Origin of the sequence: Ferranicluibacter rubi (assembly GCF_011603255.1) — a bacterium.
In the GTDB taxonomy this organism is placed as follows: Bacteria; Pseudomonadota; Alphaproteobacteria; order Rhizobiales; family Rhizobiaceae; genus Ferranicluibacter; species Ferranicluibacter rubi.
The window spans coordinates 191,719-205,890 of record NZ_JAANCM010000008.1 but is presented as its reverse complement, the minus strand read 5'-3'; the positions used below and the strand labels follow the sequence as shown (position 1 = coordinate 205,890).

At 61.2% G+C, this 14,172-nt stretch carries 18 protein-coding genes; 11 read left to right on the top strand and 7 right to left on the bottom strand.

Annotated elements, in window-relative coordinates:
- Positions 1 to 18 precede the first annotated feature (18 nt).
- The 4 genes from G8E10_RS16550 to G8E10_RS16535 form a co-directional block, all read right to left on the bottom strand.
- Positions 19 to 1,539 (bottom strand): glycerol-3-phosphate dehydrogenase, encoded by a 1,521-nt coding sequence (locus G8E10_RS16550; protein ID WP_110801309.1) that lies wholly within the window; start codon positions 1,537 to 1,539, stop codon positions 19 to 21.
- A gap of 124 nt (positions 1,540 to 1,663) precedes the next feature.
- Positions 1,664 to 2,425, bottom strand: coding sequence for a DeoR/GlpR family DNA-binding transcription regulator (locus G8E10_RS16545; RefSeq protein WP_110728798.1), 762 nt, complete (start codon positions 2,423 to 2,425; stop codon positions 1,664 to 1,666).
- A 59-nt stretch (positions 2,426 to 2,484) separates the two neighbouring features.
- A complete protein-coding gene (locus tag G8E10_RS16540; RefSeq protein WP_110801310.1) occupies positions 2,485 to 3,411 on the bottom strand; it encodes a ribokinase in 927 nt (308 codons plus the stop codon).
- An 87-nt stretch (positions 3,412 to 3,498) separates the two neighbouring features.
- Complete coding sequence (locus tag G8E10_RS16535; RefSeq protein WP_110801311.1) at positions 3,499 to 3,732, bottom strand: BrnA antitoxin family protein; 234 nt, start codon at positions 3,730 to 3,732, stop codon at positions 3,499 to 3,501.
- Positions 3,733 to 4,149: 417 nt separating this feature from the next.
- Here G8E10_RS16535 and G8E10_RS16530 point away from each other — a divergent pair, with 417 nt between their 5' ends.
- The 3 genes from G8E10_RS16530 to G8E10_RS16520 all read left to right on the top strand — a co-directional run bounded on the left by G8E10_RS16530 (position 4,150) and on the right by G8E10_RS16520 (position 5,738).
- Positions 4,150 to 4,359 (top strand): cold-shock protein, encoded by a 210-nt coding sequence (locus G8E10_RS16530; protein WP_062478651.1) that lies wholly within the window; start codon positions 4,150 to 4,152, stop codon positions 4,357 to 4,359.
- A 296-nt stretch (positions 4,360 to 4,655) separates the two neighbouring features.
- Complete coding sequence (locus G8E10_RS16525) at positions 4,656 to 5,036, top strand: DUF6481 family protein (RefSeq protein ID WP_167129996.1); 381 nt, start codon at positions 4,656 to 4,658, stop codon at positions 5,034 to 5,036.
- Positions 5,037 to 5,444: 408 nt separating this feature from the next.
- Entirely contained in the window at positions 5,445 to 5,738 is a 294-nt protein-coding gene (locus G8E10_RS16520) for a hypothetical protein (protein WP_110801313.1), read from the top strand.
- 114 nt (positions 5,739 to 5,852) lie between these two features.
- Here the strand turns inward: G8E10_RS16520 and G8E10_RS26035 are convergent, their stop codons facing one another.
- Positions 5,853 to 5,981 carry a hypothetical protein gene (locus G8E10_RS26035; protein WP_280953119.1) on the bottom strand — a complete coding sequence of 43 codons (129 nt, stop codon included), beginning with the start codon at positions 5,979 to 5,981 and terminating at the stop codon, positions 5,853 to 5,855.
- A 30-nt stretch (positions 5,982 to 6,011) separates the two neighbouring features.
- On the opposite strand from G8E10_RS26035, the gene rsgA reads away from it, so the two are divergent.
- The 8 genes from rsgA to G8E10_RS16490 all read left to right on the top strand — a co-directional run bounded on the left by rsgA (position 6,012) and on the right by G8E10_RS16490 (position 11,598).
- Positions 6,012 to 7,034, top strand: coding sequence for a ribosome small subunit-dependent GTPase A (gene rsgA / locus G8E10_RS16515; RefSeq protein ID WP_110801314.1), 1,023 nt, complete (start codon positions 6,012 to 6,014; stop codon positions 7,032 to 7,034).
- A 166-nt stretch (positions 7,035 to 7,200) separates the two neighbouring features.
- Positions 7,201 to 7,329, top strand: coding sequence for a hypothetical protein (locus G8E10_RS26030; RefSeq protein ID WP_280953120.1), 129 nt, complete (start codon positions 7,201 to 7,203; stop codon positions 7,327 to 7,329).
- Positions 7,330 to 7,364: 35 nt separating this feature from the next.
- On the top strand, positions 7,365 to 7,490 hold the full coding sequence (locus tag G8E10_RS26025; protein ID WP_280949519.1) for a hypothetical protein: 126 nt from the start codon (positions 7,365 to 7,367) through the stop codon (positions 7,488 to 7,490).
- Positions 7,491 to 7,962: 472 nt separating this feature from the next.
- Complete coding sequence (gene rutA, locus G8E10_RS16510) at positions 7,963 to 9,057, top strand: pyrimidine utilization protein A (protein WP_110801316.1); 1,095 nt, start codon at positions 7,963 to 7,965, stop codon at positions 9,055 to 9,057.
- Positions 9,054 to 9,794 (top strand): pyrimidine utilization protein B, encoded by a 741-nt coding sequence (gene rutB / locus G8E10_RS16505; RefSeq protein ID WP_110801317.1) that lies wholly within the window; start codon positions 9,054 to 9,056, stop codon positions 9,792 to 9,794. Before rutA ends, rutB begins: the two co-directional genes overlap by 4 nt.
- Before the next feature lie 42 nt (positions 9,795 to 9,836).
- A complete protein-coding gene (rutC, locus tag G8E10_RS16500; protein WP_110801318.1) occupies positions 9,837 to 10,220 on the top strand; it encodes a pyrimidine utilization protein C in 384 nt (127 codons plus the stop codon).
- A gap of 50 nt (positions 10,221 to 10,270) precedes the next feature.
- Complete coding sequence (rutD, locus tag G8E10_RS16495; RefSeq protein WP_110801319.1) at positions 10,271 to 11,071, top strand: pyrimidine utilization protein D; 801 nt, start codon at positions 10,271 to 10,273, stop codon at positions 11,069 to 11,071.
- On the top strand, positions 11,068 to 11,598 hold the full coding sequence (locus G8E10_RS16490; RefSeq protein WP_110801320.1) for a flavin reductase: 531 nt from the start codon (positions 11,068 to 11,070) through the stop codon (positions 11,596 to 11,598). The genes rutD and G8E10_RS16490 overlap by 4 nt, the downstream gene beginning before the upstream one ends.
- Positions 11,599 to 11,710: 112 nt before the next feature.
- On the opposite strand, the gene dgoD is transcribed toward G8E10_RS16490, so the two are convergent.
- Positions 11,711 to 12,859, bottom strand: a complete 1,149-nt coding sequence (gene dgoD, locus G8E10_RS16485) for a galactonate dehydratase (protein WP_110801321.1) — start codon at positions 12,857 to 12,859, stop codon at positions 11,711 to 11,713.
- 47 nt (positions 12,860 to 12,906) lie between these two features.
- Complete coding sequence (locus tag G8E10_RS16480; protein ID WP_110801322.1) at positions 12,907 to 13,683, bottom strand: FadR/GntR family transcriptional regulator; 777 nt, start codon at positions 13,681 to 13,683, stop codon at positions 12,907 to 12,909.
- Positions 13,684 to 14,172 lie beyond the last annotated feature (489 nt).

Below are 14,172 nucleotides of genomic sequence, written 5' to 3'. Positions count from 1 at the left end.
TCCCTCCTTGGAGCAGCCTCAGGCGACGCAGCGCGCCGTCAAATTCTGCATGTCATCCGCGAGCGCGCTCGCCTCGGTTCCCGAAAGGTTCAGTCCGAGCTTCGTGCGGCGCCAGAGGATATCCTCCGCCGTGCGCGCCCACTCCTGTTCGATCAGATATCGAACCTCGGCTTCGTAGAGATCTGCCCCGTAATGCCGCCCGAGCGCCTCGATCGTCTGCGCATCGCCGACGATCTTCCCGGCGAGCGTTCCGTAGAGCCGGACCAGCCGCCGTGCGTGGCGATCGCTGAGAAACCCGTAGCGGTTTTTCAGTGCCGCCACCTCGGCCTCGTAGCCCGTCGGCGCAAAGTCGCCGCCCGGCAATGTGCTCTTGGCCGTCCAAGGCACGCCCTTGTCGCCGATCGCTTCGCCGATCTTTTCCAGCGCATGCTCCGCAAGACGGCGATAGGTCGTGAGCTTGCCGCCGAAGACGTTGAGCAGCGGCGCCGCGCCATCATCCGCCTCGACCTTCAGCACGTAGTCGCGGGTCGCTTCCTGCGCCTTAGATGCACCGTCGTCGAACAGCGGCCGGACACCCGAATAGCTCCAGACGATGTCCTCGCGGCGCACGGGTTCAGCGAAATATTCGCTGGCCGCCTTGCAGAGATAATCCGTTTCCGCATCCGTGATGCGAATGTCCTTGGGGTCGCCGGTAAAATCCTGATCCGTCGTGCCGATCAACGTAAAATCGCGCTCGTAGGGAATGGCGAAGATGATGCGGCCATCCGGGTTCTGGAAGAAATAGGCCCTGGGATCGTTGAACTTCTGGCGGATGACGATGTGGCTGCCCTGCACGAGCCGGACATTGTGGACCTCGTTCTTGCCGACCGCGTTGGAGAGCACGCGGTCCACCCAGGGACCCGCCGCATTGACCAGCATCCGCGCCGTGACGCGCCGGACCGGGCCGCCCTTGCCTTCCTGAATATCGACTGCCCACAGCTTGCCCTCGCGCCGGGCAGAAACAACGCGGCTACGCGAAAGGATCTCCGCGCCGCGATTGGCAGCGTCGCGGGCGTTCAGCACCACGAGGCGCGCATCGTCCACCCAGCCATCCGAATATTCGAAGGCCTTGGTGAAGAGCGGCTTCAGCGGCTTGCCGGCGGGGTCGCGCCGCATGTCGAGCGTCTTCGTTGCCGGCAGAAGCTTGCGGCCGCCAATATGGTCATAGAGGAAGAGGCCGAGGCGAATGAGCCATGCAGGACGAATGCCGCCCTTGTGAAACGGCAGGACGAAGCGCATCGGCCAGATGATGTGCGGCGCCATGGCCCAGAGCACTTCGCGCTCCATCAGCGATTCCCGAACCAGCCGGAACTCGTAATGTTCGAGGTAGCGCAGGCCGCCATGAATGAGCTTGGTCGCGCCGGATGATGTGCCCGATGCAAAATCGTTCATCTCGGCAAGGCCGACCGAGTATCCGCGGCCGATGGCATCGCGTGCGATGCCGCAGCCGTTGATCCCGCCACCTATGACGAAGATATCGAAAGGTTCCTGCCCAGTCATGTTCCCCACCCCTTTCGCAATGCAGCATAAATGCGCATCTGCGAAACATGGACATCTAAAGCGAAATGAAAACGAATGTCAAATGAAAGCGTATATAAAATATCGCTTGATAACCGAAAAAGGATCAAGCGGTCTCCATCAGCTCCACATTATGCTCGCGGCAGATGGCGCGAATGCTCTCGGACGGACAGCGATCGGTGATGAACGAATCGACCTGGGAGATGTGGCCGATACGAACCGGCGCCGTGCGATCGAACTTCGACGAATCAGAGACGAGAATGACGTGGCGCGCATTGGCGATAATGGCCTGAGCGACCTTGACCTCGCGAAAATCATAGTCGAGCAAGGCCCCGTCCTCATCGATGGCGGAGACACCGATGATGGCGAAATCGACCTTGAACTGGCGGATGAAATCGACCGCCGCCTCCCCCACGATGCCGCCATCGGACCCGCGCACGACGCCGCCGGCAATGACGACTTCGATCTGCGGATAGACCCGTAAGCGATTGGCAACATTAATATTGTTGGTGATCACCATCAGCGACTTATGATCGACAAGCGCGTCGCCCACCGTTTCCGTTGTGGTGCCGATATTGATGAAGAGAGAGGCATTGTCCGGAATGAGCGCAGCGGCGGCACGGCCGATCGCCTGCTTTTCCAGGGCGGCCATGGAGCGGCGCTCTTCATATTCGACATTCTCGTTGCCGCGCGGAATGACGGCTCCGCCATGAATGCGGTTGAGCGCACGCGCATCGCAAAGGTCGTTCAGGTCCTTGCGGATCGTCTGCGGGGAAACAGAGAAACGGAGCGCGAGGTCCTCGACCAGCACACGGCCTTGTTCGCGCGCGATCGATATGATCTCGCTCTGACGCGATGATAGCAGCACGACGACCTCCCTTTCGTTTTCTTCAATCTAGGCAGAAAACGAAAGGAGCACAATCGACCTTAGTGCGTTGTTGCGAGAACGGCCTCGATCTCCGCCACCGAGGGCATGGCAGGCGCCGTTCCGCGCCGTGTCACGGAGATGCCGGCCGTCGCGCAGCCGAATCGGACGGCCTCCAACGGATCCCGCCCGGCGGAAAGGGCCGCGGAGAAGCCGCCGACGAAAGCATCGCCCGCCCCCGTCGTGTCGATCACCGGCCCGACACTGAAAACCGGCAGATGATCGGACTGCCCCGATGTGTGCAGAAGGACGCCACGACCGCCCAGCGTGATGACGGCCGCGCCGGCGCCGCGCTTCAATAGTGCGTCCCCGGCCCGGCGCGCATCATCGAGCGTTTCGATACCGAAGCCGACGAGGGCCGCCGCCTCGGTTTCGTTGGGAATGATGTAGTCGCTCAAACCGTAGAGTACATCCGGGAAGATCTCGGCCGGGGCGGGATTGAACACGGTGACGACGCCGGCATTTCGTGCGATTTCAAGCGCTCGCTGCGCGGCCGCCACCGGCTGCTCCAGCTGGGTAACGAAGATGGCGGACTGCTCGATGGTTACGCGGGCCGCCTCGACATCCTCCACGCCGATCGTACCGGCTGCGCCGGGATAGACGATGATGGCGTTGTCACCATTGTTCTCGTTGACATAGATGAACGCCGCGCCTGTCGGCTCCGTATCCATGACGGTCAAAACCGGCGTGACGCCGGCATCCGCGTAGGTTTTCTGCGCGAGATCGCCGAACGTGTCCCGACCGATCTTCGATATGAAGGAGACGGTAGCACCGGCGCGGGCCGCGGCGACCGCCTGGTTGGAACCCTTGCCGCCCGGCCCGACCGCAAATCCGCTGCCACGAATCGTCTCGCCGACCACCGGCATGCGCGCCGCAAGATAGGCCGTATCGGCCACGAAAATCCCAAGAATCGATACGCCGTTCTTCACGTGTCTTCTCCTCTCGACCGGCTTCTCCTCCCGATCACCCGCTTATCGCCTCGCAAGCCCACAGCCTGTCATGGGCTGCAGCGCGTCTTATCCCTTATCGTTCATCGCGGCACGCAGCGTCGCGTTGACCCGCTCCTGCCAGCCGGGACCGCCGGACTGAAAATGCGCCAGCACATCGCTGTCAATCTTCAGCGTCACCATCTCGCGGGTCTTGGGAACGGCCTGACGCTCTACCGCAGGAGCAACGGGTTTCTTGACGGGTTTGAACAGCGCTTCGGCTGCATCCTTGGCGCTCATAGGCCGGCGGGGGGTGATCGCCATCGATCGTATCCTCATGTCGAGTGGAAAATCCGACTCTATCAGCAATTACGATCGCACGTGACGGAATCCGCGTGGTTTTCGCAGCGTCCACAAGCGAATTTTCAGGCAAGCCATGCCGGACATCCAATGCGGACGGAGAGAGGTCTCCAAGGGGGCTTTCGACGGTGCATTCTCCAGATTTACGACAGTATTTCGACGCATTATCCCCCATTATCCGCTACCTTGGCGCAGGTAGCAGGCCGCAAGCGTTTGACAAACCACATTCCGTGCCGTACAACATGCTCATCGATACTTTGTTTGCCGATCGTTTTTTTGCTGCGCTCTGCGCCACGTGATAAAATCCCCTCTCAAAAGTCGACAAAAATCTCGCCATGCGTCGTATGGCGGGCAACGAATATTGCACTGAAAGGGTTTGTCATGACCACAGGCACCGTAAAATGGTTTAACGCTACCAAGGGCTTCGGCTTCATTCAGCCGGACGACGGCTCGGCCGACGTTTTCGTTCACATCTCGGCCGTCGAACGCGCCGGAATGCGTGAAATCGTCGAAGGCCAGAAGCTCGGCTTCGAGCTCGAGAAGGACCGCAAGTCGGGCAAGATGTCTGCCGGTTCGCTCCAGGCGGCTTAAGTCTTTCGCTCCCCTTGACCGCGGATGTACCGGCATGGGAAGCATGAGATGGTGAAAGGTCAGGCGGATGCCTGGCCTTTTTGCGTCGGCTGACAATCACGATCGGCAGAGTTTGCAGGTTTTGCCGGCGGCGCACGTTCTTTCGCGCGGCGCGGATTTGAGGCATAATGCGGCGGCAGATCCGAACGGGCCTGCAAACTCGCCGACCCACCCCTGGTGGGCTGTCGCGGATCCAGCCAGTGCAGAAAGACGCGGCAGCTTCGCTGCCATCGAGAAAGTAGAACAAGGAAGACACGTTGAGACACCCGAACGACAATGGCTTCAACGAACGCCGCAAGACGGCAATCGAAGCCAAGAAGCAGCTCCTCGCAAAATTTGCTGCAGCCCCCAAGCCGACCGATCCTGAAATGCAGGCCCAGCTTGCGGCTCGCGAAGCGACCGCCAAGGCCCGTGAAGAGCGCCGCGCAGAACGCGAAGGCCTGAAGAGGGCCGAGAACGAACGTCAGATGGCCGAGGCCGCCGAAGCCGCCGCTGCTGCCGAAGCCAGTGAACGCGCCGAAGCCGAAGCCCGCCAGGCGGAAGTCAACGATCGTGTCGCCCGCGTCGTGGCCGACGAGGCAGCGCGCAAGGCCGAACGCGACCGTCGCTATGCGGCACGCAAAGCCCGTCAGGGCTGACGTCTTCTGGCAATCGGACGATGGCGGTGCACTGCGCCGCCATCCCGCAGTTGCCAGCTTTCATACGCCGTGCCGACGCGCCTCTTCTCCCCTGATCGCTCGCGGTTGTTGGAGCCTCATACAGCGCCCGACCGACGATCTAGCGACAGCGCACTGTAGTGCTCTCTAGCTGCTGCATCATTTTTTCCTGAAATCGACATCGATTGAAGGATGTCTGCAGCAACCTCGACCGCCGAAGTCCAATGATCGGCGCTGACAAGCGACAGATCGGACGGCGTTTCGCAAGGCCCGCCTGCCGTAGCATTCTCTTTGGCGGGCAACCGCTTGCAGCCTGCCGTGCCCGTGAGATCGTGAGATCGTGGCCCATATGAATGTGGGAGGGCGCTTATCCCACTTGAAGGACCCGAAATGACCGCTCTCACACTGACGCCGACGCAGATCCGCGGATTGAAGCTTGCCAAGGACGGCAATCTCTTCCCGCAGGAGGCCAAGAAGTGGACGCACGAAAACGCCACCATCACCTATGCGAAGACCGACCGCTTCAAGGAACGCCCGCAGAAGATCAAGTTCGTGACCACCACGACCCTCGACGAACTGCGTGGCATGGGCCTGCTGCGCACCGTCGAGGCTGACAGCGCACCGCTGGAAACGCCGCACGAAATCACGATGGCGGGCAAGATCTGGCTGCTCCAGAACAAATAATCAGCCGTTCGGCAACGCTCGGCATTTGCGATCCCATCGGCGTCTTCTCGGCATCGATGGTTCGCGTGCGTCTGCAGACATGACGTTTCTGGCGTCATTTGCGGTATCGTCGCCTTAAAGCTCTTCGCAGACCGTTCCGGCCTTGCCGACGGGCGTCGTTCGTTCATATAGGTAGGACATGCGGCTGACACCGCGCGTCCATCCGATATCGAAGACGAAAACCAGCACCGAAGGCCCGGACATGATCTCGCTCACGCATCTTCGGACACGGCTTTGACGGATTCAGCAGAGACGGGCCGCCTCCGGCAGCTCGGCTGGTCGGACGTGTTCGCCGAACAGCTCGCGCCTGATGAGAGCGATCTGCACATTCTCCGCGTTTCCTCCGTTCACCGCTCGCGCATCGACGTGATCGATGTGGACGGCGCTGCGGACGTGGTTCTGGCGCCCAATACGAATACCGCCGATTTCGCCGTCGGCGACTGGGTGCTGGCATCGCCGTTCACCCGTGACTTCGTGCGGCGTCTCGACCGCAAGACGGTCCTCCAGAGGCGAACCGAAGGCAGCCACGGGCAGCAGCTGGCGGCCGCCAATGTCGATACGCTTTTCATCGTCACATCCTGCAATGCGGACTTCAATCCGGCACGGCTCGAACGCTACCTCATCATGGCGAACCAGGCGGGAACGCGACCGGTCATCGTGCTGACGAAGGCCGATACCGTCGAGGACGCAGAGACCTATGAAACGCAGGCGCGCGCGCTCCAGCGCGACTTGCCCGTCGTGGTTCTCAATGCCCGCTCGCCCGATGCTCTTTCGAAAATCGCACCCTGGTGCGGCCCGGGCGAAACGGTGGCGCTTGTGGGGTCCTCGGGAGTCGGCAAATCGACGTTGGTGAACACACTTGCCGGGTCTGGCGCAGAAGCGCAGCAGAAGACCGGCGAAATCCGTCAGCATGATGCAAAGGGTCGCCACACGACCACCGCCCGCTCGCTCCATTCCATCGCCGGCGGCGGCTGGGTCATCGACACGCCGGGCATCCGGACGCTCTATGTGAGCGATGTCACCGATGGCATCGACACCCTGTTTGCCGAAATCATCGAACTCGCTCCCCTTTGTCGCTTCCGCGACTGCACCCACCAGCACGAACCGGGATGCGCCGTCCAGGCGGCGATTGCGGGCGGCACGCTTGACGCCGCGCGCCTTGAGCGCTGGCGCGGGTTGCTGGCCGAAAACCGGGAGAAGACGCCGGTTTCGAGCGGTCCGAAAGGCAACAAGATCTTTCGGAAGAAGAAATACTAGCACGGCGCCAGACCGTGCAGCCAAAGCCTGTTTGGCAAGCCGGCACAGGTGCGCAACCCATTGCCAAGTCTGCGATATGGGCGCAAAGTGTTGCCATCGGCAGCAGATGATGCGGGCGCTGCCGTTCGGGGTGATGAAGCCCTGGCCCCAAGCAAAGGAGGACATCATGTCTTCCAAATCCACCGCATTTGTTCCGACTTTCGCTTCCCAGACGGCGCTCTTCCTCGTAAAGGCGACGCCCATTATATCGCTGGTCTTCATCACCTACTGCACGCTCATGGGCTTCGTCTGGTAGACCAGTCGAGCCCACAAACACACTCGGAGGACATCATGGCCAAAGGTCAAGTTCGCGGTAACAAGGAAACCCGCAAGCCCAAGAAGGAAAAGGCAGCCGCAACCCCCGCTCCCGCGCTCGGTTCGCAGGTCAAGGCCGCAGCTGCTGGCAAGAAGGGCTGAACCGCTCCCGCTCGTGCCGGCTGCGCCAACGCGCAGCGGCACGGCTGTTCGCGTTCCGAGCTTCGTGAACGACGGATTAACATGCGTGGAAACACCCGCATCATTCCTGCAATGACAATCCATTTCAGATTGAGATGACGCAGCAGATATAAAGCGCCGCAGCGAAGCTGATTGCGTCAGACATGACGCGCGGCCAGGTGCGATAGGTCGCCATCTCCCGGCACCCCTTGTCGAATCGCACCCGCCGCAAGAGCACTCCCCCTCCCCAAGATCTACCGGATTGCCCACGAAGTATGCGTTCGCGGATGAAAGTTTTGGCACGCCGCTGAGATGTTCAGCAGGTTTTTACCGGACGGTAAATTTTTGACCTTTTGATAAATTTATCGCTGGTGCATTTTCATTTTTCGGTGCAGGTTTGCCGTCAAGCAGAGCCCGAAAGGCGGGGTTCAGGCAGGCAAGAGGGGATCGCACCGTGGAAATTGGCATCTTCATCCCGATCGGCAACAATGGCTGGCTGCTCTCGGAGAACGCTCCGCAGTACAAGCCGACTTTCGAGCTGAACAAGGAAATCACCTTGAAGGCCGAAAAGTACGGCCTCGATTTCGTGCTGTCCATGATCAAGCTGCGCGGCTTCGGCGGCAAGACGGAATTCTGGGATCACAACCTCGAATCCTTCACGCTGATGGCCGGCCTTGCCGCCGTCACCACCCGCATCAAGCTATTCGCGACGGCCGCCAGCCTCGTCATGCCGCCCGCCATCGTGGCGCGTATGGCGTCCACCATCGACAGCATTTCCAACGGCCGCTTCGGTCTGAACCTCGTGACCGGCTGGCAACGTCCGGAATATTCGCAGATGGGCCTGTGGCCGGGCGACGCGTATTTCTCCAAGCGCTACGAATATCTCGCGGAATATGCGACCGTTCTACGCGATCTTTGGGAGACCGGAAGCAGCGACCTGAAGGGCGAGTTCTTCCAGATGGACGACTGCCGCCTCTCCCCTCGCCCGCAGGCCGACATGAAGATCATCTGCGCTGGGTCCTCCACCGCCGGCATGGATTTCTCGGCCGAATATGCCGACTATAATTTCTGCTTCGGCGTCGGCGTCAACACGCCGAAAGCCTTTGCACCGGCCGCCGAACGGCTGATCGCGGCGACGGAGAAGACCGGCCGTGATGTCTCCTCCTTCGTGCTCTTCATGATCATCGCGGACGAAACCGACGAAGCGGCCCGCGCAAAGTGGGAGCACTATAAGGCCGGGGCCGACCAGGAGGCGATCCAGTGGCTCGGCATCCAGGGCGCGGCGGACACGCGCTCCGGCACGGACACCAATGTCCGCCAGATGGCCGATCCGGTCTCTGCCGTAAACATCAACATGGGAACGCTGGTCGGCTCCTATGAGACGGTCGCCCGGCTGCTCGACGAAGTGCCGACGGTGCCCGGCACGGGCGGCGTCCTGCTGACGTTCGACGATTTCCTCAAGGGCGTCGAGGATTTTGGAACGCGCATCCAACCGCTGATGGCCTGCCGTCAGCACGTGAAGACGATGACCCTGGAGGCTGCACAATGAGCGAGACCGTGACCGCTGGCTACCAGTTGCCCCGCCGCCATATCCAGAGCGTGACCGTTCCCGCGCGGCCGGAACCCATCAGCCTCAAGCCAAACGAAACGGCCGTGGTCGTCGTGGACATGCAGAACGCCTATTCCACCGAAGGTGGTTATGTCGATCTCGCCGGCTTCGACATCGCCGGCGCCAAGGGCACGATCGCCAACATCAAGAAGACGCTGGATGCCGCTCGCGCAGCCGGCGTGCTCGTCGTCTACTTCCAGAACGGCTGGGACAAGGACTATGTGGAGGCCGGCGGCCCGGGATCGCCGAACTGGCACAAGTCCAATGCGTTGAAGACCATGCGCGCGCGGCCGGAACTACAGGGCCAGCTTCTCGCTAAGGGCACCTGGGACTACGCGATCGTCGATGAACTACAGCCGCAGCCGGGCGATATTCTCGTACCGAAGACGCGCTATAGCGGGTTCTTCAACACAAACATGGACAGCGTGTTGCGCGCCCGCGGCATCCGCAATCTGGTCTTCGTCGGCATCGCCACCAATGTCTGCGTGGAAAGCTCGCTGCGCGACGCCTTCCATCTCGAATATTTCGGCGTCATGCTGGAAGATGCGACGCATCATCTCGGACCGGAATTCATTCAGCAGGCGACGGTCTACAATGTCGAGAAGTTCTTCGGCTGGGTTTCCACCGTCAACGATTTCTGCGGCGCGATCTCGCAGGTCGCACCCGATCAGGCCTGAACCCGGTAACGCGCAACGCCCCACTTCGATCAAGGAGATATCATGCCCAAGTCCATCATCGTCCCTGAAGGCACGCACAAGCCGATCGCCCCGTTTTCTCCCGGCACGACCGCCGATGGCGTCGTCTATGTCTCCGGCACATTGCCCTTCGACAAGAACAATGACGTGGTTCACGTCGGCGACGCCGGCGCACAGACCCGCCACGTGCTCGAAACCATCAAGTCGGTGATCGAGACGGCCGGTGGCACGATGGACGACGTGACGATGAACCACATCTTCATCACCGACTGGGCAAACTATCAGGCCGTCAACGCCGTCTATGCCGAGTATTTTCCCGGCGACAAGCCGGCCCGGTTCTGCATCCAGTGCGGTCTCGTGAAGCCGGACGCGCTGATCGAAATCGCGACCATCGCCCATATCGGCTGAAATCGGTCGCACCCACGACCGTAGGGCCGGATACCGACAAAGGCGGACCCATGCATTTCGATCTTCACGGCCGCACCGATGCAGATGCCCGCACCGTTCTGCTGTCCTCCGGCCTCGGCGGCTCGGGCGCTTACTGGGCAGAGCAGATATCGGCGCTCGCACCCGATTTCCGCGTCGTGACCTACGACCATCGCGGCACGGGCCGAACGGGCGGCGACGTGCCGGAGACCGGCGGCATCAGCGCGATGGCGGATGACGTCCTTGAGATACTGGACGCGCTGGATATCGATCAGGTCGACTTCGTCGGTCACGCGCTCGGCGGCCTCATCGGGCTCGATATCACGCTCCGCCAGCCACGCCGCATCGGTCGTCTCGTGCTGGTCAATGCCTGGAGCAAGGCGGATCCGCATTCGGGCCGCTGCTTCGACATCCGCATCGAGCTTCTGGAGAAATCCGGTATTCCCGCCTTTATCAAGGCGCAACCGCTGTTTCTCTATCCTGCCGTGTGGATGGCGGAAAACCCCGAGCGCATGGCCGCCGACGAAGCCCATGGCATCACGCATTTTCAGGGCAAGGCGAACATCCTGCGCCGCATCGCAGCACTTCGTGCGTTCGACATCGACGACAGGCTTGCCGAGATCGGTCACGAAACGCTGGTGATGGCGACGAAGGACGATCTTCTCGTTCCCTGGACTCGCTCGCAACGGCTGGTCGAGGGTCTCCCCAATGCCGTACTGGATCTCGTGGATCATGGCGGGCACGCCATCAACGTGGTCGATCCCGGTCCGTTCAATTATCGTCTGCTGCAGTTTCTCACAGGCCGGAACGACACGAAAGCTAGCATCTCATGACCCTCGCCGCTTCCAGCCGCACCGATTTCTCCGAGATCACGGACAACGACACCCGGCGTGCGCTCTTTCGCGGTGCAATGGCGAAGCTCGGGGCCGCCGTCAACATCATCACGACGGATGGGCCGGGCGGGCGAACCGGTTTTGCAGCAACGGCCGTCTGCAGCGTGACCGACGATCCGCCGACTCTGCTCGTCTGTCTGAACCGCTCGGCTTCGGTGTATGACGCGGTCACGACCAACAAGGTTCTGTGCGTCAACACACTGAATGCCGGTCATCAACCGCTCTCGCATCTCTTCGGCGGCAAGACGCCGGCGGCCGAGCGCTTCGCCACCGCAGACTGGTCGGTTCTGACGACAGGTGCTCCCGCACTCGACGATGCGCTGGTGTCATTCGATTGCGTGATCGAAAACACGGTCTCGCAGGGGACGCATGACGTGCTCTTCTGCCGCGTCGTGTCCACCGCCACCCGCACGGAGGGACAGGCACTGTTTTATTTCGACCGGGCGTATCATGCGGTTTCCGGCTGATCGCTGCGCGAGCCGGAAACCAGAACCGTCGAAAATCTCTGGCCGGAAGACCAGATTTTCAAACGACGGGATAGGGTTTCCGATCTGATCGACCGGAAACCTTATTAGACTCCTACCATTCGGCAACGCTGCCGTCGGAATGACGCCACAGCGGGTTGCGCCAGCGATGGCCTTCCGCAGCACGGGCGATCACGTATTCCTCGTCCACCTCGATGCCGAGGCCTGGGCCCTGCGGGATGGAAACGAAGCCGTCCTCGTAGTGGAAGACCTCCTTGTTGGAGATGTAGTCGAGGATATCGTTGCCCGTATTGTAGTGGATGCCGAGGCTCTGCTCCTGGATGAAGGCGTTATAGCTGACGGCGTCCACCTGCAGGCAGGCCGCGAGCGCGATGGGGCCGAGCGGGCAATGCGGCGCCAGCGCCACGTCGTAGGCTTCGGCCATCGCCGCGATCTTACGGCACTCGGTAATCCCGCCGGCATGCGAAAGGTCCGGCTGGAGGATATCGACGTAGCCGTCGGTCAGCACCTGCTTGAAGTCCCAGCGTGAATACAGCCGCTCGCCGAGCGCGATGGGCGTCGAGCAATGATTGGCGATTTCCTTCAGCGCCTCGCGGTTTTCCGACAGCACCGGCTCTTCGATGAACATCAGATTGTAGGGCTGCAGCTCCTTCGCCAGCACCTTGGCCATCGGCCTGTGCACGCGGCCATGGAAATCGACGCCGATGCCGATATGCGGGCCGATCGCCTCGCGGATGACGGCGATCGTCTCGACGGCACGCTCCACCTTGTCCCAGCTATCGACGATCTGCATTTCCTCGCAGCCGTTAAGCTTGATGGCCTTGAAGCCGCGGGCGACGACCTCGCGCGCATTGTTGGCGACGTCGCTCGGACGGTCGCCGCCGATCCAGGAATAGACCTTGATCTTGTCGCGAACCTGCCCGCCCAGAAGCGAGTGGATCGGCTGGCCGAGGGCCTTGCCCTTGATGTCCCACAGCGCCTGGTCGATGCCGGCGATGGCGCTCATGTGGATGGCACCGCCACGGTAAAAACCGCCGCGATACATCACGTTCCAATGATCCTCGATCAGGAAGGGGTCCTTGCCGATCAGGTAGTCCTCGAGCTCGTGGACGGCCGCCTGCACGGTCAGCGCCCGGCCTTCGACCACGGGCTCGCCCCAGCCGGTAATGCCCTCGTCGGTCTCGATCTTCAGGAACATCCAGCGCGGAGGCACGATGTAGGTGGTCAGTTTCGTGATTTTCATAGGATCTGTCTCGGGAGTGACGGGTGGTTCGGAAGGAAAGAAGGTGGTCAGGACGACGGCGTTCGCGGATGCTTTCGCAGCGCGGTTGCCAGATCGCGGGCCGCGAGGTCCAGCATGCGCATCGAACAGTCCCGGGCGGCGGCCTTGTCCCGCACCCTCAGGGCCTCGATCAGCGCGCGGTGGATATCCACGGCTTCGCCCCGGGCGTCAACAGCCTCGTTGGAGGCATGCAAGGCAAATTCGAGTGCTGCCTGGATGATGCTCGACAGCTGCATGAAGACCTGATTGTGGCTCGCCTTCATGAGATTGGTGTGAAAGGCGACATCGGCCGCCGTGAAGGCTTCCACATCTCCCTCGGCGTCCTGCATGCGCTGCCAGGCGCTTTCGATCTCCGCGATCTCCTGCACGGTCGCGCGTTCGGCGGCAAGCTCCGCCGCAAAGGGCTCGGTCGCACGACGCGCATCCAGAATGCTCTGCAGAAGGTCGAGATCGAAGATGCGCGGGCCGATCCATTCCAGCACCTGCCGATCGAGCAGGTTCCACGCCTCGCGCGGGCAGATCTGGGTGCCAATCCGCGAGCGCCCCCGCACCATGCCCTTCGATTCCAGGATCTTCAGCGTTTCCCGGATCACGGTCCGGCTGACACCATAGCGGATGCAAAGCTCGTTCTCGGTCGGCAGCATGCCGTTCGGCGGGAAGATATCGGCGCAGATATCGGAGGCGAGCGAGCGCGTCACGTTTTTCTGTACGCGCGGACGCTTGACCGAAACGTCGTTGCCAGCCGTTGCAGGCAACAGAGCGATGCGTTCACGCGGTCTTCTCATAAACGCCTCCTCTTGTCTGCTCATCGGGCTTCACATTCCAATCCGGCGGATGTTGCGCGCGTGATATGGTCTGGCAAATCACCAACACTGGGCGCAATAAACTAGATTTCCAATCATCATACAATAAAATTTCTGGATATGATGAAAGATTTTACGCAGGCTATGGGCCTCTGGCCTCGCTCGACCGCCGCTGGCCTTCGGTCGTAGATTTTATGTGTCCTCGTAAATTTTTTTTCGCCACCAATACCTCATGCAATGATGTCCGAGCACTGCATGCCGTCGGAGATTGGCCGCACTGCGGCAACTATATGCATTCGCGCTGAAATTGCAGAACGGATACTGCGGCGCGTTGCAACCCTTTACCACTTTGCAAACACACGCGCATTAGCGCCGTCAATTGAAGACGACGCGCAAATGCCTTTGACGTAAGGACCGTTGCATGTCGCCCCAAATAAAGGGTTGCAAGTGCCGCGAGAGGAGGATTACCCC